A 22,484-nucleotide genomic window follows, 5' to 3' on the forward strand; every position below is an offset into this window, starting at 1 on the left:
GGCTCCAAGCGATCAATAGTTATTTGCGCGCTTGGTCGAGACGTCGGCGTCGATGCGCAAGCGGCGTCAAATTCCTTGAGAGAAAGGGTCAGACCGTGGTGCAGCGGCTGTGGATCAGTTCTTGATTGTTGCGCGGCACGATCACGCAATCATGGTGGCCTCCGAAGTTCGGCATATAGCCGACCGGCTCCAACGTATCCTGGGTGAACACGAAAGTGCCGCCTTCCAGCCTTTGAAAGCCGCTGAAAATCTGCAGCACATATTTTCCGTCATAGGTCACGTGCATGGTCTGACAATCGACGCCGACGTTCTCAAAGCGCTTGATCGTCGACCATGTGTTTGTGTCGACGACGACGATCGCGCTCTTGGCGGGCTTCTGATGCAGTTCGGACACAAACATTTTTGAGCCGTCCATCGAGTAAGTGATGTGGAATGGGCTTGGCGTCGATCCGACCCAGTGGGAATCCTTGAAATTCAGGATGCGCGTCCACTTGCGAGGATCTCGATCCAGGCAGTTGAACACGCCCATGCTGTTTTGCCTTGTGTTGTTGGTCATGGTGAACCATTTGCCGTTCGGGCCAAAACCGCATTCGTGGCCGGAGGTCACCACAGTGTCGAGCTTGATCTCCCAGATTCCGTCGGCGATTTTCTTGACCGCAATATTCTCTTTCGATGTTCCTTCAGGCGATGAAATGCAAGCAACCGGCTCCATGCTGGAGCGGTCAATCACGACGCCGACGGCGAACATGCGCAGCGTGACAAGGGAAAGAGGATGGATCGGATGATGCACGCAATTGTCCGAGCCCGTGAGGGTTTTGACAGCGTCGCCCGGCAACTGGCCTGTGTAGGCGAGATATTCGCCCATAGGCACCATCTCCCAGTCAAGCTTGTTGCCCTTTACGCCGCGGTAATCATAAAGACCCGTCTCAGGCGCCATGACAAGTTGAGTGATGCGGACCGTGCCACCTTTGAACCAATTGTCCTCCAAGGCGCCATTCGGTTCGTTGCCGGCCCAATCAAAGCGGAAGGCCGACAGGACTTTCGTCTTCTGGTTTCCTGTCGCCCTGGAGAAGAACGCCACGATGTCTTTCTGTCCATCGGAGACGGAGAAGCCCGACGCGTCGGGAAATATCACCGTGTGAACCCCGAGCCCGATGCCTGTCGTTTCGGCGATGTTCTCCAGAAGGTTCATCTGCTGGCCGTCGAAGCCGACGCGATAGATTTGATTGCCCTGGCCCCAGATCGGGTCGAGCATTCCATGTTCGCGCAACTGACTGGGAATTCCATAGATCAGAGCATTCTGGCCGCCTTGGGTCGAGTTGACGAACTCGAAGCCCTTGCGAGGCTCAGGCGACGGAAACGCCGCCAGATGATGCGCGATCGGACAGCTATCGCCATAGTTCCAGTATTCGATCCAGGCCATCGTCTTGCCGCTGGCGAGATCCTGCAATTGCACGCCGCCGCCGAGCTTGGTCGGCGTCAACCAAAGGTAATCGCCAAGTTCATTGAAGGGGGAGGCGTTGTCGCGCTGCGCCGCCGCCGGTGGCGCCGCGGGGTTGGAGTCCGAGGAGCCGAAAAGGCGCGAAAAGAAGCCCTCCGCTCTGACCGAGCTTCCGCCAAAAAATGCGCCGACGATTCCGCCGGAGGCAGCCTGTAGGATTTTGCGTCGATTCACAGGGCCATGCTGATTGAACAGCCGAGCGACATATGGGGCGGCGACGCCCTGCGCCCCCACGCTTGCGCTCTTTTGCCGTGAAAAAGGGCTCGGATCTGAAGACATAATCGCCATTTCCTTGTTAGATCGGGTCACGTGGGCCAATCAGGTTTGGTCGTCTAAGTCTTCGGCGGCGCCGGCGCCGAGCCACAATCAAAATCAGTGCAAGCCATCTAAAATTGTCTTCGCTTGGGCCTTAGCGCGAGGCGCGAGCGCAACAACGCGCGTAGCGCTCAAGAGTCGTCGCATAGGCGCGCGGATCGTCAAAACTCTACTGCGCACGCGACATTGACGATCACCTTCGCGCGCAGCATCGCCGTTCACCAAGCAGCCACGATCAGACATGCCGCCGCATACAGGAAGGAATGAACGGACACAGGCAGGCTAGCAGGTCGGGCTACGAAAAAAACTAACCGTACGTCGTGAAGCAAAGGGTCGCATCGGAAGCGAATCTCTTGGCCTGAACCTTACTGTCGACTGGTCTTTCACCGGAGCGGTTGCTCGATCTGTCATCATGTCAGCCGACCAAAACATCAGGCCGCTATAAACATTATGAAGTTAGAGTAAAATATAACGAAATTATCATTATCGCAAGGCGTTTTATCCTGAAGCACCTGGATGAACGACATGAGTCTGGCACGGACGGCGACCTCTCTATTTTCCGAAGTCGCGGGGGCTTATGCCGGCGTCCATCTCAAAGAATCGGCGATGGGCCCGTCGCCTGGTTATGAACGGGGCTCGCTTTCGACCGAGCCCCGTTGCGATGTCGGGAGCACGAAGAAGAACGTCGCGCCCTCGCCAGGTTGAGACCTCACCGAAATTCGCCATCCGTGGCGGTCCGCGATCGCCTTGCAGATCGCCAATCCGATTCCCGAGCCGGGATAATCGGCTTTGGTATTGAGCCGCTTGAAGGGCTCGAAGATCGCCTGGGCGTATTTCTCCTCGAATCCAATTCCGTCATCGGCGATCGCCAGGCAGTGGGCCGTGTCACCCACGGGAGCGGCCGTGATCTCTACACTCGCCCCTCGGCCGGGTTTGCGATATTTGATCGCGTTCGAGACGATGTTCTGAATTAAGCGCACGAACTGCGATCGGTCGGCCTTGATCGCGACGCTCGGCATGTCGATGTTTATCCTGGCGTTCGTTTCGGTGATCGATTCCGATAGATCCGTCAGCGCAAATTCGATCGCGTCGCGCAAGTCGAAGATTTGCAATTGTGGTTCGCTGTTGATCGTGCGGGAAAAGGTAAGGAGGTCGTCGACGAGGTCGCGCGCATGCAATGCGGAGGTTCGTATGACCGTATTCGCATGCAAAATGTCCGCCCGATTGGCGCATGCGATGGCTTCGTCGAGAACATTCGAGAAGATTGCAATTTTGCGAAGCGGCTCTTGGAGATCATGCGAGGCCACATAGGCGAATTGCGCGAGCCTCTCATTGGCCCGCTCTAGCTCGGCCGCACGCCGCGCCAGGACGTTTTCCACTTCGCGACGGCCCGTGATGTCGACGACGATCGCGAGCACGATCAGTCCTGCGCCGGTCTCGATCGGGGTCAGCCCGATTTCGAGCGGGAACTCGGTCCCGTCGCGGCGCGTCCCCTTGAGATCGCGACCGTCGCCCATCGGCCGTTTGCTGGGATTGGCGAGAAAGCCTCGGCGCAAGGCGGCGTGATTGTGACGCAAAGGAGCGGGGACGAGGAGATCAATCGATTTGCCGATCAGCTCCTCCTTCGCATAGCCGAACATGTGTTCGGTTTCGGCGTTGGCGAATCGAATGACGCCGTCGCTGTCGGCCATGATCATGGCTGCTGGCGAGGACTCCACCGCCAAATGAAAACAATCGTCGTCTATGCCGCGGAGCTTCATCGCGATCTCCTTATCGCGCCGCTCAGGCGTCACGCTCTCGGGGCGCCTTCCCATAGAGAGCGCCGCTAGATGCGGCGGCTTTGGAGCTGCTGATCGTGTGGTATATATAACCCTTTCGTGCTATTGATGCGGAGGAAATCGGCGAACGGTCGGCCCGTCCGCAGAAAATATCAAACTGAAGGGTATCCTTCAGTCGCCGCCTTTATCCACTTCCTCTATTCGTTCGGGCATGCTCCGCCAGGCGAAGGCCGGACGTCCAGGCTTTCGAAGAGATGGTGATCCAGAATGATTGCCGAGATAAAAGAAAGAGTGTGCAGAGTCTTGATCATTGAGGATGATCCGGACGATGTCTTCCTGTTTACGTGCGCGTTGGAGCGGGCGCAGCTCAGTCTGAACCGCGAGGTCCAGTGGGAGCATGTCGACAACGGGCTCGATGCGATTCTTCTCGTCTCGCAGCAGGACATGATGGAGAAGTTGCCGGACGTCCTGGTTCTCGACCTGAATATGCCGCGCCTCGATGGGATCAAATTCTTGCGGTCTCTCCGCAATTCGCTGGTCTTGAAAGATTTGCCGGTCTTCGTGCTGACCACTTCGGCTGCTGCCGCCATTCATGAAGAGGCGATGCAGGCGGGGGCTGACAAGGTCTTCGTCAAGCCGAATAACACCAAGGCTCTGCTTGAAATCGCTCTCGAGATCCTCGCCAGATCTACGAGCGGCTCAACTTGGAGCGAGGCTGAAGACAGAAATCATTGATGCGGGCGATCAAGCGTCTTCTCAGCCGTCGGTCATTTGCTACTTCATCTACGTGACTGCTTTTTTCGAAAGCGGCGTCAAAAGCGTGCAAGCCGCTAAATAATCTACAGCCGTGCAACATCTCCATCCAACGCCTCAGCTCAAGCGACGGACCGCAAGCGCTTAAATCCCTCGTCGAGATCGGCCTTCAGATCCTCGATGTCTTCGAGACCGATCGAAAACCGCAGGGCGGGGCCGGGCGGGCTCCAGATTGTCGCCGTCCGATAAGTGCTGCAATCGAATGGAATGACGAGGCTCTCGAAGCCGCCCCAGGAATAGCCCATGCCAAACAGTTTCAGCCCGTCAAGCATGGCGGCGAGCGCATTTGTCGAACAGGGCGCGAGAAGGATCGAGAAAAGCCCGGAAGAGCCAAGGAAGTCCCGCTTCCACAAGGCATGGCCGGGGCAGGAGGGCAACGCCGGGTGCAGGACCTGGACGACCTCCTCGCGGCTGGCGAGCCAATGCGCGAGATCGAGCGCCTGGCGCTCGGCCTCCCGCAGCCTGAGGTCAAGCGTGCGCAGGCCGCGCAACGCCAGAAACACATCCTCCGGCCCGGCGCACATGGCGAAAGCGTCGAATGTGGCGCGCAGGCGTTTGATCCATTGCGCATTGGCCGAAACGAGGCCGAGCAAAAGGTCGGAATGGCCCGAAAGATATTTCGTGCCGGCCTCGATCGCCATGTCGACGCCGCGCGCATGCGGCGGAAAGAACAAAGGCGTCGCCCAGGTATTGTCGAGGATCGTGCAAACCCCCTTGGCGCGCGCGACCTCCGCGATGGCCGGCACGTCTTGCATCTCGAGGCTCTGCGAGCCGGGCGCCTCGAGAAAGATCACGCTCGTATTTGGTCGGATCAGCGCCTCTATCCCGGCGCTGACCAAAGGATCGTAATAGGTCGTCTCAACCCCCATGCGCGCCAGGACCGTGTCGCAGAAAATGCGCGCTGGGCGATAGGCGGAGTCGGTGACGAGTATGTGATCGCCGGCCTTTACCGCCGCGAGCAGGGCGAGCGTGATCGCTGCGAGGCCTGTCGGCGCGAGGACGGTTCCCGCCGCGCCGGAAAGCTCCGTCCACGCAGTTTCCAGCGCTTCGGTCGTCGGCGTTCCCTGGGTTCCATAGCTGAACCGGGCATTGCGCTTGGAGAGGTCGTCGAGGGTCGGAAAAAGCACCGTCGAGCCGCGATAGATCGGCGTATTCACAAATCCGTGCTGCTCGGAGGGGCGGCGGCCCGCGTGGATCAGCTTTGTCCGGGCCTTGAGGCGCTTGCGGTCTTCGGGCGTCGTCTCGGTCATGCGCGGGCATCCAGTCTGTCTTATGTGCGCCGCAAACTGGGGTTTTGATGCTCCCCTCGTCAAGCCCATGACGGGAACGGGATGTCCGGGCGGCGAAGACTCGCCCCTTGACCGGATAGATCAAAGGCCTCAACCTGCGCCCGCGCGCGGCTGCGCTCCAGGCAATCGCCGCGCTCCCGACGCGCATCGGCGCATCATTTCGGAATCGTCTTACATGCTCAAGAGGAACGCCTTGGCGCTCGCCGCCAGTCTGGTTCTCATTGCGGCCGTCGCGCAGGCGGGCACGCTCGACCAGGTGAAGAAGCGCGGATATTTGGTCTGCGGGTCGAACCCGGGCCTCGCCGGCTTCGGCCTGCCGGACGACAAAGGCAATTGGGTCGGCCTCGACGTCGATTTTTGCCGCGCCGTCGCCGCGGCGATCTTCAATGACGCGGGAAAAGTAAAGTTCCTTCCCTTGAGCGCCAAGGACCGCTTCACCGCCCTGCAATCGGGAGAGGTCGATGTCCTGGCGCATAACACGACCTGGACGCTTTCGCGCGAGGTGGGTCAGGGCTTCCTCTTTACGGGAATCAATTATTACGACGGCCAGGGCTTCATGGTGCGCAGAAAGCTGAACCTGACTTCGGCCTTGGAGCTGTCCGGCGCCTCGGTCTGCGTCCAGCAGGGCACGACCACGGAATTGAATCTCGCCGATTTCTTCCGCGGCAACAATATGACTTACGAGCCGGTCAATTTCGCCACGGCCGACGAAGCGCGCAAAGCCTATGACAGCGGCCGCTGCGACGCCTACACAACCGATTCCTCCGGGCTTTACGCCGAGCGCCCGAAGCTCGCCAATCCGGACGATTCTGTCATCCTGCCGGAAATCATCTCGAAGGAGCCTTTGGGGCCAGTTGTGCGGCAAGGCGACGATCAATGGTTCAACCTCGTTAAATGGGTGAATTTCGCGATGATCGACGCGGAGGAGCTCGGGGTCACGTCCAAAAATGTCGATGAAAAGACGAAGTCGGAACATCCCGAGATCAAGCGCCTGCTTGGCCTTGAAGGAAATTTCGGCGAAGCTTTGGGCCTCACCGGGGATTGGGCCTATCGCATCGTCAAGTTCGTTGGCAATTACGGTGAAAGTTTCGACCGCAACCTCGGCGAGGGCTCGAGCTTGAAGATCAAGCGCGGAGTGAATGCGCTTTGGACGAAAGGCGGCCTGCATTACGCGCCGCCGATCCGATAGGGTTCGACCGCGTGGCGCGCGTCGCGGCGCCCTTGACGCCCGGCGAGGGCGGGCCGGGCCGGGAGCAATGGCCCGGACGCGTCCGGCCTTCCTTCTGGTATGATCCGGCCATTCGCAGCGCGATCTATCAGGCCTTGTTCGTGGCGGGCCTCGGGTTTCTGCTGTTCGAGGCGATCGTCGCCGTCCGGGCCAATATGCAGGCGCGCGGCATACCGACCGATTTCGGCTTTCTCGACAATGTCGCCGGCTTCGACATCAACCAATCGTTGATCAGCTATTCGGCGACGTCGACCTATGGCCGCGCCTTCCTCGTCGGGTTTTTGAACACTTGCCTCGTCTCGGCCATCGGGCTCGTGCTGGCGACGATCACAGGCTTCGCGGTTGGCGTCGCCCGGCTTTCGAAAAACTGGGCCGTCGCCCGATTCTCGATGGTCTATGTCGAATCCTTGCGCAATGTGCCGCTGCTCCTGCAGCTTCTGTTTTGGTATAACGCGGTGCTGAAGGCCCTGCCGGCGCCGCGCGAATCCTACGCCTTGCCCTTCGGCGCCTATCTCAACAATCGCGGCCTCTTTGCGCCCGAACTCGTGTTTGGCCCCGGCGCTCCATGGGTCGTCGCGGCCCTGCTTGCAAGCGTCGCCACCGCGATTGTGGCGCAGCGTCTTGCGCGGGCGCGAAGGCTGAGAGCGGGCGCAGGCTTGCGGCTTGGCGTCGCCGCCGCAATTCTGATCTTAGTCATGCCGGTCGCGGCTTTCGTCCTCGCCGGGCGGCCGATCAGCCTCGCCCTCCCGGAGCTGAAAGGGTTCAACTTTGTCGGCGGGGTAAGGCTTCTGCCGGAGTTCGTCGCGCTGGTTTTGGGTCTCAGCCTCTACACCGCAGCCTTCATCGCCGAGGTCGTGCGCGCCGGCATGCAGGCGGTCCCGCGTGGGCAGAGCGAGGCGGCGGCGGCGCTCGGCCTGTCGCGCGCATTGGCGCTTCGATTGGTCGTCGCGCCGCAAGCCATGCGCGTCATCGTCCCTTTGCTCACGAGCCAATATTTGAATCTCATCAAGAATTCATCGCTCGCGGTCTTCATCGGCTATCCGGATCTCGTGCAAGTCTTCGCAGGCACGGTCCTCAATCAGACCGGCGCGGCGGTGCAAGTGATCTTCATCACAATGGCGGTCTATCTGGCGATCTCGCTTCTCGCCTCCTTGGCGATGAATCTTTACAACCGCCGCTTCGCCTTGGTGGAGCGCTAGCGATGCCGGGCGAGACGCTTGGTCGCGGCGCCGTCTTTGTCCGGCAAAGACCCGCGCCGTCCCGCCCGCCGCCGCCCTCCGGGCAAGGCGTCGTCGCAGCCCTCCGCGCAAATCTGTTCAACGGCTGGCGCGCAAGCCTGCTGACCATCGCGGCTTTGGCGCTCGTCGGTTTCGCCTTGCCGCCTCTGCTCCGATTTTTGATTTTCGACGCGGTCTGGTCCGCTCCCGACGGCGCGCTTTGCCGGGCGCCGGGGGCTGGCGCGTGCTGGGCCTTCATTGCGCAAAAGCTGCCCTATTTCACCTATGGCTCCTATCCGCTCGAGCAGCGCTGGCGGGTCGATCTGACGCTCTTTGTCGGCGCGGCGTTGATCGCGTGGCTGCTCTGGCTCGACGCGCCCGGCCGCCGCCTCGCCGCGATCTTGTTCTTTTTCATCTATCCAATCCTCGCCTTCGTCCTGCTCCATGGCGCGCCGAGCCTCGGCCTGCCGCAAATCGACGCCAGTTTATGGGGCGGCATTTTCGTCAGCCTTCTCGTCGCGACGGTGGGCATCGTCTGCTCTTTGCCGCTCGGCGTGCTTTTGGCTCTTGGGCGGCGCTCGACCCTGCCCGCGCTGAGCCTCGCCTGCACAGGCTTCATCGAATTTGTGCGCGGCGTGCCTATGATCACGGTTCTGTTCATGGCCAATACGATGCTGCCGCTCTTCGTCCCGGAGAACCTTGCGCCCGATCGCCTCGTGCGGCCCCTGATCGGCGTCGCGCTATTCGCCTCAGCCTACATGGCCGAGGTGGTGCGCGGAGGTCTGCAGGCGATCCCGCGAGGGCAGTATGAAGGGGCGGCGGCTCTCGGCTTGCGCGCCTGGCCGACGCTGCGCCTCGTCATTCTGCCGCAGGCTCTGCGTCACGTCATTCCGGGAATCGTCAATTCCTTCATCGGCCTTTTCAAGGATACGACCCTGGTCGCCGTGGTCGGCATTTTCGATTTTTTGCGAACGGTCGATTCGGCGCGCCTCGATCCGGTCTGGGCTGGTCCGACCATAACCGCGACGGGCTATGTCTTCGCCGCGCTTTTCTATTTTGTGTTCTGCTTCGGCATGTCGCGCTATTCGCTTTTCGTCGAGCGGAGGCTCGCGCGTGGGCGCGAGCGCTGACGGCGCTAAACGATGGAGGAATTCATTTCCGACTTGACGCCTGGCGCGGAAAAACCCGCGATCGAGATGATTGGGGTCAACAAATGGTTCGGCGCCTATCATGCGCTGCGCGACATAGACCTTACTGTTGAACAGGGTGAAAGGATCGTCATTTGCGGGCCGTCCGGCTCCGGCAAATCGACGCTTATCCGCTGCATCAATCGTCTCGAAGCGCATCAGACCGGCAGGATCTTCGTCGAAGGAACCGAGTTGACGGCGGACCTGCGCCGCATCGACGAAGTGCGCCGCGAGGTCGGCATGGTGTTCCAGCATTTCAACCTGTTTCCGCATCTGACCATTCTCGAAAATTGCACTCTCGCCCCCATTCACGTGCGCAAGATGGAGCAGGCGGAAGCGCAAGCGCTTGCCTTGCATTACCTCGGCAAGGTCCAAATTCCCGAGCAGGCGGATAAATATCCGGGCCAGCTCTCGGGCGGTCAGCAGCAGCGCGTCGCCATTGCGCGGGCGCTCTGCATGAATCCCAAGATCATGCTTTTCGATGAACCGACCTCGTCGCTCGATCCCGAAATGGTCAAGGAAGTGCTGGAGACGATCATCGCGCTCGCAAAAGAGGGCATGACAATGCTCTGCGTCACGCATGAGATGGGCTTCGCCCGGCAGGTGGCCGACAGGGTCATCTTCATGGACGCCGGCGCGATCGTCGAGATCAACCGTCCAGAGGCGTTTTTCGCCAATCCGCGGCATGAGCGGACAAGACTGTTTCTCGGCCAGATTCTTAAATAACCAGATTGGGAACGGGTTTTCGATTCACGCGTTGAATAACGGATGAACCCATTTTTCATATGAGCTTCAGCACGGAAGTCTGATTTTTATCGTCCTAGAATTTCGATCCGGCCGAAGGGTGGCCGGAACGGTGGAGGACATCATGAGGATTATTGCGATATTGCTTTTGGCCGTCGGGCTTGGCCTCAGCGGCCTTGGTTTTGGGGCCTCATCCGCCTCGGCTATGCCGATGAATGGACTCGGTCCGGCGCCGTTGGCGCAGACGGACGCCGGATCTGGCGTCGAGAACGTCCGTTGGATCTGCGGGCCATACGGCGGCTGCCGTTGGGTCCCCGGGTGGCGCCGCTGGGGGTGGCGTCCCTACTATGGCTATTATCGACCCTGGTGGTTGCGTCGCTCCTATTATTATTGGTAACGACAGGCAAGCGTAAGCCTGGACGCCTAAAGACGTCTGGCCGAGCCCCTCCCACTCGGCCGACCCCAGAAAGCGAACCCCGACGCGCGGCGCGCGCCGGGGTTTTTTATTCCCTGAGCCAACCGGGCGTCTCTATTCAAGGGCGCGTCATGAGCGGCGGCCTGAAACATCCGGCCCGACGCGGTCAGCGGCGAACGAGGCGCTTAACCGACCGCAACGCGTCAATCGCCGCCGCCTTGCTGCGGTCTATGAGGATGGAGCCTCCAGGCGGGTGCGGCGCGAGGCCCAGCCGGCGCAGATAATGGTTCGCCCGATGCACGTCGGCCTGCAGCCAGTTGGGAAATTCCATATTGAGGCTGAGCGAGACCGACACATTATCGCGGTTCCTCACCCAATGGGCGGCATGGGTCGGAATGTGAACCGCCTCTCCCGGATCGAGGGTGAAATGCGTGGCGCGCTCCTCGGCGAGCGGCTTGTAGATCCCGGCCGAAATCGACACCGCATAATAGCGCTCGATCTCTTGCTCGGTGGTGACGCTCCGGTCGAGGGGATCGCACACCCAGAGATCCTTCGATCCGTAAAGCTGGACAAGAAAGTTCACTTCGGCGTCGAAATGATAGGGGGTCTTCCGGTGCGGCGAGGTGATGAACACCAGCATCTCCGGCGACCGCAGAAGCTTGGCGCCGTCAGCCCCGGCGACGCGCCACACGAAATCAGCATAGTCGTCAAGCACGGCCTTGTAGGCCGGATCGACCTCGACATGCTTCAGGACGATCATGGCTTTCGCCGTCTCGATTTGCTCGATGACCTTGGCGACCGGCAATTGCGGCGGCGGAACCGATCCCCATGTGTCGGCGAGCGTTAGATCTCCTGCGTCCATATAAAGATCGCCCGGCCGCTTGGCCGCGTCTTGCGCGACGGAGATCAGCTTGTCGAGCGAAAACAGCGGATGCTCCGCGAGCGGATGAACCACGCGAAAGGCATTCTTGTGGAGGGCGAGGCGGCAGTCCTCGATCGGATCGACCGTGGCCCATTGTCCGGCTGACGGCGCCGTTCGGTAAGAAGGGGTGATCTGCGTCTGCATGATTTGCTCTCATTACACAGCACGTGTGGTATTGTTTTAATCATCAGGCGTCAAATTTAGCCATTGCGCAAAACGTCTCGCATCGGGCTGAAACTGCTGCGACGCCCGGGGCTCTCATGGCCTCGCCCACAACTTGTGGATGATCAATCGCCTCGAGTCGTGACATGACGATATTGCGTCGCCGACCTCTTCGGAAAGGCTTATAAAGCTGACGTCTCAAGGCTCCGGGGATGCACGCGTGAATGCCGTAACGCCGCCTTATGGACAACCAAACCGCGAGGCGCAAGGCCGCATCCCGGGCGATGTCGGCTTCGTCCATCTTCATGTGCACAGTTCCTATTCGCTGCGCGAAGGGGCTATGTCGATCGCCGCGCTGGCCAAGCTCGCCGTCGCGGATCGAATGCCGGCGCTGGCGATCACCGACAGCAACAATCTTTTCGGCGCCCTGGAATTCTCCGAGAAGCTCGCCAAGGAAGGCGTCCAGCCGATCGCGGGCCTCCAGGTCACGCTCGACTTCAATGACGGCGCGGCGATGGCGCCGCGCGGCGAAGAGAGCGGCGCAGGCCGCGCGGAACTCGTTCTTCTCGCAAAGGACGCCGCCGGATACTTGAACCTCATGCATATCGCCTCTCGCGCCTGGCTCGATCCGGCGCCGGGCGATCTCCCGCATGTCCGCCTTGACCGCTTGGAAGGGCGAACGGATGGCCTGATTGCGCTTTCCGGGGGGCCGGGCGGCCCGCTCGACCGGGCCTTCGCTTACGCCCGGCCGGAACTCGCTCTTGCCCGCGCAGCGGCGCTGGAGCGGCTTTTTTCCAATCGTCTCTATCTCGAGCTCCAGCGCCATGGCCTGGCCTCCGAGCGCGAGATCGAGCCGCGCCTTCTCGACCTCGCCTACCGGAGGTCCTTGCCCCTCGTCGCGACGAACGAGGCTTATTTCGCCGCCGCCGCCGATTACGAGGCGCATGACGCGCTGATCTGCATCGCCGAGGGCGCGGTCGTCGGCGACGGCGCACGGCGCCAGCTTTCGCCCGAGCATGGTTTCAAGACGCGGGCGGAAATGATCGCCCTTTTCGCCGATCTTGCCGAGGCGACGCGCAACTCCGTTGAAATCGCGCTGCGCTGCGCCTATCGGCCCTTGACGCGCAAGCCCATGCTGCCGCGCTTTACCGCCGCGAGCGCCGGCGAGGACGAGGCGGAAGAATTGCGCATCGAGGCCGAGGCCGGCCTCGCGATGCGCCTCGCCGCGCATGGAACGGCGCCGGGCGTCTCGCCTGGGGATTATCGCGAAAGGCTCGCCTTCGAGCTCGACGTGATCATGAAGATGAAATTCCCCGGCTATTTCCTGATCGTCGCCGATTTCATCAAATACGCCAAATCGCAGGACATTCCGGTCGGGCCGGGGCGCGGCTCCGGGGCCGGCTCGCTCGTCGCCTATGCGCTCACGATCACCGATCTCGATCCGATCTGCTTCGGCCTTCTGTTCGAGCGCTTCCTCAATCCGGAGCGCGTGTCGATGCCGGATTTCGACATCGACTTCTGCCAGGACCGGCGCGACGAGGTCATCGCCTATGTCCGGCGCCGCTATGGCGACGACAAGGTGGCGCAGATCATCACCTTCGGCTCTTTTCTGGCGCGCGGCGTGATGCGCAATGTCGGCCGCGTCCTAGAAATGCCGCTCGGGCAGGTCGATAGATTGGCGAAGCTGGTGCCACAGAATCCGGCCGCTCCCATCAGCCTGAAGCAAGCGGTCGAATCCGAGCCCCGCCTGAAGGAAGCCGCCGAGTCCGAGCCCCGCGTGGCGAGGATGCTGCAGATCGCGCAAAAGCTCGAAGGGCTCTACTCCAACGCCTCGACCCATGCGGCGGGCGTTGTCATCAGCGACAGGCCGCTCGAGGAGCTCGTACCGCTCTATCGCGATCCGAAGTCCGATATGCCGGCGACGCAATTCAACATGAAATGGGTCGAGCCGGCGGGGCTCGTCAAATTCGATTTCCTTGGCCTCAAGACGCTGACGGTGCTCTCGACCTGCGTCAAGCTTCTCGCCCGCCGCAATGTCGAGATCGATCTCGCGAAGATCCCGTTGGACGACAAGAAGACCTATGAAATGCTCGGGCGCGGCGAGACGGTCGGCGTGTTCCAGCTTGAAAGCGCCGGCATGCGCAAGGCGCTCGTCGAGATGCGGGCCGACCGTTTCGAGGACATTATCGCCCTCGTCGCGCTCTACCGGCCGGGACCGATGGCGAACATCCCGACCTATTGCGCGGTGAAGCTCGGCGAGGAGAAGCCCGATTACATCCATCCCAGGATCGAGCCGATCCTGAAGGAAACCTTCGGCGTCATCATCTATCAGGAGCAGGTGATGCAGATCGCCCAGCTCCTCTCCGGCTATTCGCTCGGCGAGGCGGACCTTCTGCGCCGGGCCATGGGCAAGAAGATCAAGGCCGAGATGGACGCCCAGCGCGATCGCTTCGTCAGGGGCGCGGTCGAGAACGGCCTGACCAAGGCCAATGCGGATGAAATTTTCGACCTTCTCGCCAAATTCGCCGATTATGGCTTCAACAAGAGCCATGCCGCCGCCTATGCGCTGATCGCCTATCAGACCGCCTATCTCAAAGCCAATTTTCCGGTCGAGTTTCTCGCCGCATCGATGACGCTCGACAAATCCAACACCGACAAGCTCGCCGAATTCTGCAATGAGGCGCGCCGGCTGAACATCAAGATCGCGCCGCCCTCGGTTCAGACATCGGGGGCGGATTTCGAACCGGCGGAGGTTTCGGGCGAACCCGCCATTCGCTATGCGCTCTCCGCGGTCAAGGGCGTCGGCGAAGCGCAGGCGCGGGCGCTTGCGGCGATGCGTGGCGGCAGGGCAGGGCGGACGAAAGCGGGCTTCCGCGACCTGACGGAATTCGCGTCAAAACTCAATCCGCGCGACGTCAACAAACGCATGCTCGAAAGCCTCGCCGCCGCCGGCGGATTCGATGAGCTGGAGCCGGACCGGGCGCGCGTCTTTGGCGCGATCGAATCCGTTCTCGCCTATGCGCATCGCCGCGAGGAGGAGCGCCGCGCCGGCCAGGCCGCGCTTTTTGACGCCGAGGCCGAGGACCCGCTTCCGCTCCCGAAAACCGATGCTTGGCCGCTTGCCGAGCAACTGCGCCGCGAGTTCGAGGCGGTCGGATTTTTTCTCTCCGGCCATCCGCTCGACGCCTATGCGGCGATCCTCGAACGTTTGCGAGTCCAGCGGTGGTCGGATTTCGTCCGCGCGATCAAGCAAGGCGCCTCGGCCGGACGGCTCGCCGCAACGGTGCTCGACCGGCACGAACGCCGCACCAAGTCGGGCTCGAAAATGGGGATCGTCCAGCTTTCGGACCCCTCCGGCCAATATGAAGCGATCCTGTTCCAGGAAGGCCTCAACCAATATCGCGACCTGCTCGAAAAAGGCGCTGCGGTTCTGCTGAGCCTGCAAGCCAATGTCGAAGGGGAGGACGTGCGCGCCCGCATCGTCTCGGCCGAGCCTTTGGACCTCGCCGCGAGCCGGGTGCAGAAGGGCTTGCGGATTTTTCTGCGCGATGAAAATCCGCTTCGACACATTGCGCAGCGCCTGACCGCCAGAGGCGACGGAGATGTGGCGCTGATCCTATTGACGGGTGCAGGCGAAATCGAAGTGAAGCTTCCAGGCAAATATCTGGTCTCGCCGCAAATCGCCGGGGCGCTCAAGGCCATTCCCGGAATCGTCGCGGTCGAGCATGTGTGAGTTTCGGCGAAGGCTTGGGAGGACGCCATGATCAAGCTTTACTGGGCGCCGCGAACGCGGTCCCTGCGCGCGCTTTGGGTCCTTGAGGAGGCGGGCGCACAATACGAGCGCGTGCGTCTCGACCTCATGGCTGGCGAGCAAAAAAGCGCGGAATATCGCCTGATCAATCCGATGGCGAAGGTGCCGGCGCTGACCGACGGGCCGGTGGCCGTGGCCGAGTCGGGGGCGATTTGCGCCTATGTCGCCGAGGCCTATCCCGACGCCGGCCTCGCGCCGCCGCCCGGCGATCCGGCGCGCGGGCGCTATCTGCAATGGCTGTTTTTCTCGCCGGGGTGCATTGAAGCCGCCTTTCTTGCGAAATCCGCCAACGTCTCGATCAGGTCGGAGGCGGCGGGATTTGGCGAGTTCGACCGCGTCTTCGACGTTCTTGAAGCGGCGGTTCAGCCGGGTCCCTGGCTTCTCGGCGAAAGATTCTCGGCGGCCGACGTCATGATCGGCCTCGATCTTCACTTCGGGATCGATATTTTCAAGCTTGTTCCCACCCGCCCGGCGTTACGCGCCTATGTGGACCGCTGCCTCGCCCGCCCCGCCCTCCAGCGCGCCAAGGCAATCGAGGCGGCGGGGGCTTGAACCGGGCGTCGCGGGGCCGCCGAAAGTCCATGCGAAATTGACGATCTCGACCGCTGCGGCTCGTAATCCCGATTGCAGACATTCAGGCGGTTTCGAACATGCCTCAAGCAATGGAGTCTCAAAGTTTCGTCGTCACGCGCCGCCCGCGGCTCGCCGACATAACCGAACACCCCAAGATGGAGTTCGCCGATTACGAGCGGCGGCTCGCGTCGCTGCAGGAAGTGCTACAGCTTATCCAGCAAGCCTATCTTGGGACCTCGGAGCGAGCGCTCCTTGTGCTCGAGGGATGGGACACCGCGGGCAAGGGCGGCCTCGTTCGCCGCCTCGGATGGGCCCTTGATCCGCGCAGCTTCAAGGTGCATCCGATCGCCGCGCCCGACGAGCATGAGCGCGCCCAGCATTACCTTCAGCGCTTCTGGCGCCGCCTGCCGCAGAACGGGCAGATCGTCGTCTTCGACCGGTCCTGGTATGGCCGCGTGTTGGTTGAGCGTGTCGAAGGCCTGGCGACCAACAAGGAATGGCGGCGCGCCTATCGCGAGATCAATGAGTTCGAGCGCACGCTGACCAACTCAGGAATCCGCCTCGTCAAGCTTTTCCTGCATATCACCCCCGACGAGCAGGTGCGCCGTTTCCGCGACCGGCTCGCCAATCCGGTGAAACGCTGGAAGCTCTCTTATGAAGATTTCCGCAATCGCGCCCGCTGGCCGGACTATGAGACGGCGATCGAGGACATGATGGAGGAAACCACGACGAAACATGCGCCATGGCATCTGATTCCGGCGAATGACAAGCCTTACGGCCGGATCTCGGCGTTTCGCATCCTTGCGGACCGGCTAGGCGAGGATGTTTCGCTGGAGCCGCGCCCGATCGACCCCGATCTGCTCAAGGAGGCGAAGCAAGCGCTCGGCCTCTCGGCCTCGGATATGGAACGCGCCTCTCGCCCGGCCAAGCCGAAGGACAAGTTGAAGCGCAAGGGCCCGGAGAGCTGATCGCGCCTGGCCTTGCGCGCCGATTGTGGACCGTTGCCTCGCTCGCCCCGCCCCTCGCCCCGCCAAGGCGATCGACGCGGCGGGGATGAGATTGGAAACATGGCTTATTTAAAAAGTGCGGCGTAGGCGCTTTGGATTGCCTATCTGATGAACGCGGGCGGCTTTGTTTGCCGGGACGGTCCGAACGCCTTCGTCAGGCCGAAGATCACGATGAGAGTGAGCGCGTAAACGAGAAGCTGCATTTCGGACGGCTGGTCGGTGTAGCCGACAAGCGTATGCAGCACCCGGCCTAGCAAACTACTATCTGACAAAATGCGGGATGTATCCCAAACGGTCTCTTCCAAGGCGGTTGCGATCCCGGCCTGTTGAAGAAAAACGACGCTTTGAGCGGCAAGCCCGGCGGCGAGAAAGGTGATGAGAACGGTTGTGACGCCGAACAAATAGCGGGCGGGGATCTTGACCAGCCCGAAAAAGGTCAAGGCGGTGACCCCGCAGCCAAGCAGGAGGCCTGTGATCCCGCCCGCCATAAGGCCCCAGGCCGATGAGCCGCCCGCGAGCACCAAGCCATAGAGAAACAGCACGATCTCCGAGCCCTCGCGAAGCACTGCGACGGCGACGACGATCGCGACCGCCGCGAGCGAGCGCGAGCCCTTCGCCACGGCGTCGCCGACTTCCTTCATTTGCGTCGCGAGCTGACGACCATGCCGCGCCATCCAGATGTTGTGCCAAGCCAACATGACGACGGCGACGGTGAGAACGCCGGCATTGAACAGTTCCTGGCCTATGCCCGCCAAAGCATTGGAGATCTGTTCCGCAAAGACAGCCAGGAGCGCGGCGCCCCCGGCGCCGGCCCCAATGCCCGCAGCGATCCACCGGCCGCGGCCAGGAACGCCCTCTGTCACCGCAAGCAGGATGCCGACGATAATGCCGGCCTCGATGACTTCCCGAAATACGATAATTAATGCGCCAAGCATTGAAGTCTTCTCATTGCACGACCAGGAAGCCCTCGGTCGTGTCTTCGTGGTAATCGTCAAAAAATCTGTACCGCCCCGCCGCGAGCGGACGAATTTGGACGGTGATCGCGCCGCCGCCGGCGACCACTTTCTCGACGCGCAAGGTTTTGCTCTCAAACTCCGCCGGCGTCGGGTCGAGGTTCCTGATCTCGATCGTGATCGCCTTGCCAGCAGGCGCCCGCGGTTCCGTCGGCTGGAACCGGTGATCCTTGATGGACAGGCGCACCGTCGCGCCCTCTTCGGCCCAAGCAAACGGAGCGGCGGCGGCGAGGAGACCGATCGCCAGAGCGCAAACGCGGGCCGCATGTCTTTTCGAGGCAGGCTGCTTCATTTTCAACTCCTGGAACCGCCGGGCAAGCCGCTAAAGCAAGAGAGCGTCAACGTGAAATGGGCCGCGTCGTCGACCTAGCGGTCTTGCGCAAGATCTCGCCCTAAAACTTCGCAATCTTCGTGGGTCGCGCTTTAGAATTCGAACTCAAGCTTAAGGTTGGCGAGGTTACGCTGGAAATTCGTGAGATCCATGGAGCGGCCCTCTCCCGCCGCGTGTCCCGAGATCTGCGTCGAAAATGCGGCGGCCAGCATGATCTTGCCGGTGAACTGGATATGCAAAGTTGGTCCCACATAAAGCGCGTTGCCGAGGAAGGATTGCATGCCGAAGCCGTCAAACGCCCGATAATATTGCAATTCGCCGCCCAGCGTCACTTTTGGAGCAATGCGATAGGCCATTGCGGCCGTCAGGCCGAGTGTGGAGCCCTGCTGCCATCTGACGTCGCCGAACGTCCTGCTGACGTCGGGCTCATAAATCAAATTGGCGGCCGCGTAGAGCCGATTGGGAATGAGCTCGGTGTCGGCGACGGCTTTGAATGTAGCGCTAAAATCTCTCGTCAACACGCCGCTGACGCCATCGACGCGCGCCCACTCCGGGCCGACCGTAACAGTCAAGCCGATCGGCGAGCTTGGGCCGCGATCGAGGAGAAGAAATCTGAACTCCGCCGAAAGGCCGCTGAAGTTGACGTTATGAAAATTGGTCAGGCCGTCGACATTGTTGACCGACTGCGCCAGTCCATGGGCGCTCAACTCGTAACCGAAAAATTGGGTCGGCACACCTTCGAACTCCACCTCCTGCTCGATGGCGTTGAATGATCCGCCGCGCATGCCGAAGGCCCCAGTCGTCTCGAATTCGATCGCTTTTTCGCCTTCTGCGCCGATGTCGCTGCCCTCGGTGAAGCCGAATATATATTTGGTTTCAAGTTCGTGAAACGGATCGATTGCAGGCAAGGGAGCCTCTTGCGCCGTGGACGACGCCTCCTCCGCACGCGCAGGCCGCGAGCAGATTAAAGCCGCCAAGAGGACGAGGCTCGTGCAAGCGGCGCCGGCGCGCGTCTGCAGACAAAGATGAAACACGCGAAAGGCTCCCGTTTGCAAGCAATCAACCTTACGTGATCGAATTGCTAAATAAGCGCAAACGAAACTCCCTCACAAGAAGTATTTCCCTGTTTAGACAGATTCTAAATCCGCTTTGCGGGGCAGGTCATTGTTTACTTACTTGGAGAACTGTTCTTGATTATATCGGGTCTAACCTTGTAGCCTTTAGCAATGCGCTCTAACGCTGACGTAGAATCATCGGCGGCCAGAACTATGGCGGCACGCGTCGTTCACGGCGTCTGACTCAAAGCAGACCAAGGTCGCACTGACCTATGACCAAGCTCTAAAACCTCGGAATATCCGGGAACGCCAGTTTACCCTCATGCACATGCATTCGTCCGAGCTCGGCGCAGCGATGCAGCACCGGAAAGACTTTTCCGGGATTGAGCAAATGCTTCTCGTCGAATGCGCATTTGACGCGGATCTGTTGCTTCAGATCGATCTCGTTGAACATTTCCGGCATCAGGTCGCGCTTCTCGATTCCGACGCCATGCTCGCCGGTCAGCACGCCGCCGACTTTTACGCAGAGGCGCAAGATGTCGGCCCCGAACTCTTCGGCGCGTAAAAGTTCGCCCGGCTTGTTGGCGTCATAGAGAATGAGCGGATGCAGATTGCCGTCGCCGGCATGGAACACATTGACCACGCGCAACCCATGCCGCTGCGAAAGCTCGCCCATGCCGGCGAGCACATTTGGCAATTCCTTGCGCGGGATCGTGCCGTCCATGCAGAAATAGTCTGGCGACAAGCGCCCGACCGCCGGAAAGGCCGCCTTTCGTCCGGCCCAGAAGGCGAGGCGTTCGGCGTCGGAGCTGGAAATCCGGCAATGCGTCGCGCCGCGCTTTCGCGCAATCGCCTCGACTAGGCCGACAAGATGATCCACCTCCACCGGCGGCCCATCGAGCTCGATGATCAAAAGCGCCTCGGCGTCGACCGGATAGCCGGCGTGGACGAATTCCTCGACCGCCGCGATCGCGGCCCGGTCCATCATCTCCATGCCGCCCGGAATGATCCCGGCCCCAATCACGTCGGCGACGCAGCCGCCGGCGGCCTCGCAGGACTCGAAGGCGATCAGCAGGGCGCGGGCGGTCTCCGGCGCGCGAAGCAGCCGCACCGTGACCTCGGTGACCACGCCGAGCATGCCCTCGGAGCCGATGACGAGGCCGAGCAGATCATAGCCGGCCTGATCGAGATGCTTGCCGCCGAGCCGGACGACCTCTCCGGTGATCAGCACGATCTCGACGCCCAGCACATTATTGGTGGTGAGCCCGTATTTCAGGCAATGGACGCCGCCGGAATTCTCCGCGACATTGCCGCCGATCGAGCAGGCGATCTGCGAGGAGGGGTCCGGCGCGTAATAGAAGCCGCGATGCTCGACCGCGCGGGTGATCGCGAGATTTGCGACGCCCGGCTCGACGACGGCCGCGCGGTTGTCGAAGTCGATCTCCTTCACCCGGTTGAACTTCATCATCGAAAGGAGAACGCCGTCCTCGAGCGGCAGCGAGCCGCCCGAGAGCGAGGTTCCGGCGCCGCGCGCCACGACCTTCACATTATACTTATGGCAATAGGCGAGGACGGCCTGGACCTGCGCGACGGTCTCCGGCAGAACCACGACCATGGGCAGAGCGCGGTAGGCGGTCAGGGCGTCGCTTTCATAGGCGCGCCGGCTGATCTCGGTCGCGACGACGCCCTCGCCCGGAACGATCTCGCGCAAGGCGGCGACGATTTCGCTGCGCCTCGTGAGACTGTCGCGGTCGAGGTCCATGGGTTTCATGTCGTCCGCATCTTTCCGTCAATTGGTAGGTGGCGTTAACAACCAGCTCAAACCCTTTTGGTTATTTCTATAAGTCCCCGCTCAAATGGTAATTGTAAGGTATCATTGAGACGTGGATAAGCGAGGTCCATTTTCAACATAAAGTCCTTCCAATCCTTGGATACCCTCATGAGGGCCTTTACACCCTCCAATAGTTCTCTTAATCTTGGCTTCCCCTCTTCAGGCGTCAGATATTGAGTTAATTTTTGTGTTGGGCGTCCGTTTGCATTTCTTTTAACGCGATTATGTAATTCAGGCCGCACGCCGGGTGCCAACCGATCGTATATATCGTTAGTCCAATGACCAATAATTCCGGGCCGTGCAGTTTTTTCTGGGTCGAAGGGCCAACCATTAAGTCGGTAAATAAGGCGGTAAAAGTCGATATCAAACATTCTAACCCAAGGTAAGGCATCCCGGCGCACGTATTTCTCAAGAATTCTATTGATAGCTTGCTGTTTGCGAAGATCCGCAAATCCAGTCGCTTGGTCAACAAGGTCATCAATTGCGTGATCAGTCAGAGCCTTAAGCAAGGCTTTGCACGCTTTACCAATGTGCTGTTGCGATGTGACAAGTGCATTGGCAACCAATGCGTCTTGATAAACCCAGCAAACGCCCGGTAGAATCTTTGCGCGATAGCCAAAAGCGCGTCCCTGATACCCTGGACCCCTTAACGGAATGAATTCCAGCGCAATTGTCGACTCGATTAAGTCATCGGTAATAAATGGCTCTAGGTTTTTTGCCCGTAGGAATGCCGGCTTTCCGTCTATTGAGGCTCCTTCACCTCCCTTTGCTTTTCCAGCTCTTCCGATGGCGGTTAGAAAACCTTCTTGTGTGAGGACGCGCGTGTTCTCTGCGTCATCCAAAACCGCACAGGCAAGTCTAAGATCTCCCAACGGCAGTATACCTTCAGCAATTGCTCGCGGTAGTCCTTTCCCGTGCCGGGTGAGAGCCGCTTTTCTAGCGATAGCGCTTCGATCCTCCGAACTCAGCGAATTTGCCCGAGCCAGCGCACCCGCTATCTTGCTTTGATCCTTCCTGTCCATTCGCGACGTCCTGCTTGCGATTCGGTCATGCAAGCGTATGCTTGCATGGATTAAATGCAAGTAAGCCGAGCCACGTTCGCAATTCGGTGGGCGGACCTTCGACGCCCCAGCCTTGCATTCATGTTCGGCCCGCCGTATAAGCGCGCCCATTCCACACGCGGATCGCGCGACCCTGCTTCAAGGGCCGCTCCCGGTGGCTTTTTGTCGTGGTTCATCCCATTGGCGAAAGGTCCATATCGCTCCGCGGCGGCTCAACCGGAGAAACATAGA

General features: G+C 60.7%; 18 protein-coding genes. 9 read left to right on the forward strand and 9 right to left on the reverse strand.

Annotated elements, in window-relative coordinates:
• Positions 1-88 precede the first annotated feature (88 nt).
• Both RZS28_RS09890 and RZS28_RS09895 read right to left on the reverse strand, forming a co-directional pair.
• On the reverse strand, positions 89-1,780 hold the full coding sequence (locus tag RZS28_RS09890) for a hypothetical protein (RefSeq protein ID WP_407337605.1): 1,692 nt from the start codon (positions 1,778-1,780) through the stop codon (positions 89-91).
• A 659-nt stretch (positions 1,781-2,439) separates the two neighbouring features.
• Entirely contained in the window at positions 2,440-3,576 is a 1,137-nt protein-coding gene (locus RZS28_RS09895; RefSeq protein WP_407337606.1) for a sensor histidine kinase, read from the reverse strand.
• Between the two features lie 321 nt (positions 3,577-3,897).
• Between RZS28_RS09895 and RZS28_RS09900 the strand changes: the two genes are divergently transcribed.
• The gene (locus RZS28_RS09900) at positions 3,898-4,329 is read left to right on the forward strand and encodes a response regulator (protein ID WP_407337607.1); all 432 of its coding nucleotides are present in this window, start codon (positions 3,898-3,900) and stop codon (positions 4,327-4,329) included.
• Positions 4,330-4,469: 140 nt separating this feature from the next.
• Here RZS28_RS09900 and metC read toward each other — a convergent pair whose 3' ends face one another.
• Positions 4,470-5,657 (reverse strand): cystathionine beta-lyase, encoded by a 1,188-nt coding sequence (metC, locus tag RZS28_RS09905; RefSeq protein ID WP_407337608.1) that lies wholly within the window; start codon positions 5,655-5,657, stop codon positions 4,470-4,472.
• A 214-nt stretch (positions 5,658-5,871) separates the two neighbouring features.
• On the opposite strand from metC, the gene RZS28_RS09910 reads away from it, so the two are divergent.
• The 5 genes from RZS28_RS09910 to RZS28_RS09930 all read left to right on the forward strand — a co-directional run bounded on the left by RZS28_RS09910 (position 5,872) and on the right by RZS28_RS09930 (position 10,469).
• The gene (locus RZS28_RS09910) at positions 5,872-6,885 is read left to right on the forward strand and encodes an amino acid ABC transporter substrate-binding protein (RefSeq protein ID WP_407337609.1); all 1,014 of its coding nucleotides are present in this window, start codon (positions 5,872-5,874) and stop codon (positions 6,883-6,885) included.
• A 110-nt stretch (positions 6,886-6,995) separates the two neighbouring features.
• The gene (locus tag RZS28_RS09915) at positions 6,996-8,123 is read left to right on the forward strand and encodes an amino acid ABC transporter permease (protein WP_407341094.1); all 1,128 of its coding nucleotides are present in this window, start codon (positions 6,996-6,998) and stop codon (positions 8,121-8,123) included.
• A gap of 2 nt (positions 8,124-8,125) precedes the next feature.
• Positions 8,126-9,271, forward strand: a complete 1,146-nt coding sequence (locus tag RZS28_RS09920) for an amino acid ABC transporter permease (RefSeq protein WP_407337610.1) — start codon at positions 8,126-8,128, stop codon at positions 9,269-9,271.
• Positions 9,272-9,283: 12 nt separating this feature from the next.
• The gene (locus RZS28_RS09925; RefSeq protein ID WP_407337611.1) at positions 9,284-10,054 is read left to right on the forward strand and encodes an amino acid ABC transporter ATP-binding protein; all 771 of its coding nucleotides are present in this window, start codon (positions 9,284-9,286) and stop codon (positions 10,052-10,054) included.
• Between the two features lie 142 nt (positions 10,055-10,196).
• Positions 10,197-10,469 carry a hypothetical protein gene (locus tag RZS28_RS09930; protein ID WP_407337612.1) on the forward strand — a complete coding sequence of 91 codons (273 nt, stop codon included), beginning with the start codon at positions 10,197-10,199 and terminating at the stop codon, positions 10,467-10,469.
• A gap of 184 nt (positions 10,470-10,653) precedes the next feature.
• Here RZS28_RS09930 and RZS28_RS09935 read toward each other — a convergent pair whose 3' ends face one another.
• Positions 10,654-11,553, reverse strand: coding sequence for a cupin-like domain-containing protein (locus tag RZS28_RS09935; RefSeq protein ID WP_407337613.1), 900 nt, complete (start codon positions 11,551-11,553; stop codon positions 10,654-10,656).
• Positions 11,554-11,845: 292 nt separating this feature from the next.
• On the opposite strand from RZS28_RS09935, the gene dnaE reads away from it, so the two are divergent.
• The 3 genes from dnaE (at position 11,846) to RZS28_RS09950 (ending at position 16,923) form a co-directional block, all read left to right on the forward strand.
• Complete coding sequence (dnaE, locus tag RZS28_RS09940) at positions 11,846-15,304, forward strand: DNA polymerase III subunit alpha (RefSeq protein ID WP_407341095.1); 3,459 nt, start codon at positions 11,846-11,848, stop codon at positions 15,302-15,304.
• A 27-nt stretch (positions 15,305-15,331) separates the two neighbouring features.
• Entirely contained in the window at positions 15,332-15,934 is a 603-nt protein-coding gene (locus tag RZS28_RS09945; RefSeq protein WP_407337614.1) for a glutathione S-transferase family protein, read from the forward strand.
• Positions 15,935-16,032: 98 nt separating this feature from the next.
• Positions 16,033-16,923, forward strand: coding sequence for a polyphosphate kinase 2 family protein (locus tag RZS28_RS09950; protein WP_407337615.1), 891 nt, complete (start codon positions 16,033-16,035; stop codon positions 16,921-16,923).
• A 140-nt stretch (positions 16,924-17,063) separates the two neighbouring features.
• Here the strand turns inward: RZS28_RS09950 and RZS28_RS09955 are convergent, their stop codons facing one another.
• The 5 genes from RZS28_RS09955 to RZS28_RS09975 all read right to left on the reverse strand — a co-directional run bounded on the left by RZS28_RS09955 (position 17,064) and on the right by RZS28_RS09975 (position 22,214).
• The gene (locus RZS28_RS09955) at positions 17,064-17,897 is read right to left on the reverse strand and encodes an FTR1 family protein (protein ID WP_407337616.1); all 834 of its coding nucleotides are present in this window, start codon (positions 17,895-17,897) and stop codon (positions 17,064-17,066) included.
• A 10-nt stretch (positions 17,898-17,907) separates the two neighbouring features.
• On the reverse strand, positions 17,908-18,267 hold the full coding sequence (locus RZS28_RS09960) for a cupredoxin domain-containing protein (RefSeq protein ID WP_407337617.1): 360 nt from the start codon (positions 18,265-18,267) through the stop codon (positions 17,908-17,910).
• Positions 18,268-18,398: 131 nt separating this feature from the next.
• Entirely contained in the window at positions 18,399-19,340 is a 942-nt protein-coding gene (locus RZS28_RS09965) for a transporter (protein WP_407337618.1), read from the reverse strand.
• Between the two features lie 304 nt (positions 19,341-19,644).
• Positions 19,645-21,132, reverse strand: coding sequence for an FAD-linked oxidase C-terminal domain-containing protein (locus RZS28_RS09970; protein WP_407337619.1), 1,488 nt, complete (start codon positions 21,130-21,132; stop codon positions 19,645-19,647).
• A gap of 47 nt (positions 21,133-21,179) precedes the next feature.
• Complete coding sequence (locus RZS28_RS09975) at positions 21,180-22,214, reverse strand: P63C domain-containing protein (protein WP_407337620.1); 1,035 nt, start codon at positions 22,212-22,214, stop codon at positions 21,180-21,182.
• Positions 22,215-22,484: the final 270 nt, after the last annotated feature.

It is taken from the genome of Methylocapsa polymorpha, from assembly GCF_045689225.1.
In the GTDB taxonomy this organism is placed as follows: domain Bacteria; phylum Pseudomonadota; class Alphaproteobacteria; order Rhizobiales; family Beijerinckiaceae; genus Methylocapsa; species Methylocapsa polymorpha.

Coding starts and splice junctions, on each gene's coding strand:
- RZS28_RS09955 (WP_407337616.1), bottom strand. CDS start 17,897: ATGCTTGGCGCATTAATTATCGTATTTCGGGAAGTCATCGAGGCCGGC.
- RZS28_RS09960 (WP_407337617.1), bottom strand. CDS start 18,267: ATGAAGCAGCCTGCCTCGAAAAGACATGCGGCCCGCGTTTGCGCTCTG.
- RZS28_RS09895 (WP_407337606.1), bottom strand. CDS start 3,576: ATGAAGCTCCGCGGCATAGACGACGATTGTTTTCATTTGGCGGTGGAG.
- RZS28_RS09950 (WP_407337615.1), top strand. CDS start 16,033: ATGCCTCAAGCAATGGAGTCTCAAAGTTTCGTCGTCACGCGCCGCCCG.
- RZS28_RS09920 (WP_407337610.1), top strand. CDS start 8,126: ATGCCGGGCGAGACGCTTGGTCGCGGCGCCGTCTTTGTCCGGCAAAGA.
- RZS28_RS09930 (WP_407337612.1), top strand. CDS start 10,197: ATGAGGATTATTGCGATATTGCTTTTGGCCGTCGGGCTTGGCCTCAGC.
- RZS28_RS09925 (WP_407337611.1), top strand. CDS start 9,284: ATGGAGGAATTCATTTCCGACTTGACGCCTGGCGCGGAAAAACCCGCG.
- RZS28_RS09975 (WP_407337620.1), bottom strand. CDS start 22,214: ATGGACAGGAAGGATCAAAGCAAGATAGCGGGTGCGCTGGCTCGGGCA.
- RZS28_RS09935 (WP_407337613.1), bottom strand. CDS start 11,553: ATGCAGACGCAGATCACCCCTTCTTACCGAACGGCGCCGTCAGCCGGA.
- RZS28_RS09910 (WP_407337609.1), top strand. CDS start 5,872: ATGCTCAAGAGGAACGCCTTGGCGCTCGCCGCCAGTCTGGTTCTCATT.
- RZS28_RS09970 (WP_407337619.1), bottom strand. CDS start 21,132: ATGAAACCCATGGACCTCGACCGCGACAGTCTCACGAGGCGCAGCGAA.
- RZS28_RS09890 (WP_407337605.1), bottom strand. CDS start 1,780: ATGTCTTCAGATCCGAGCCCTTTTTCACGGCAAAAGAGCGCAAGCGTG.
- metC (WP_407337608.1), bottom strand. CDS start 5,657: ATGACCGAGACGACGCCCGAAGACCGCAAGCGCCTCAAGGCCCGGACA.
- RZS28_RS09945 (WP_407337614.1), top strand. CDS start 15,332: ATGATCAAGCTTTACTGGGCGCCGCGAACGCGGTCCCTGCGCGCGCTT.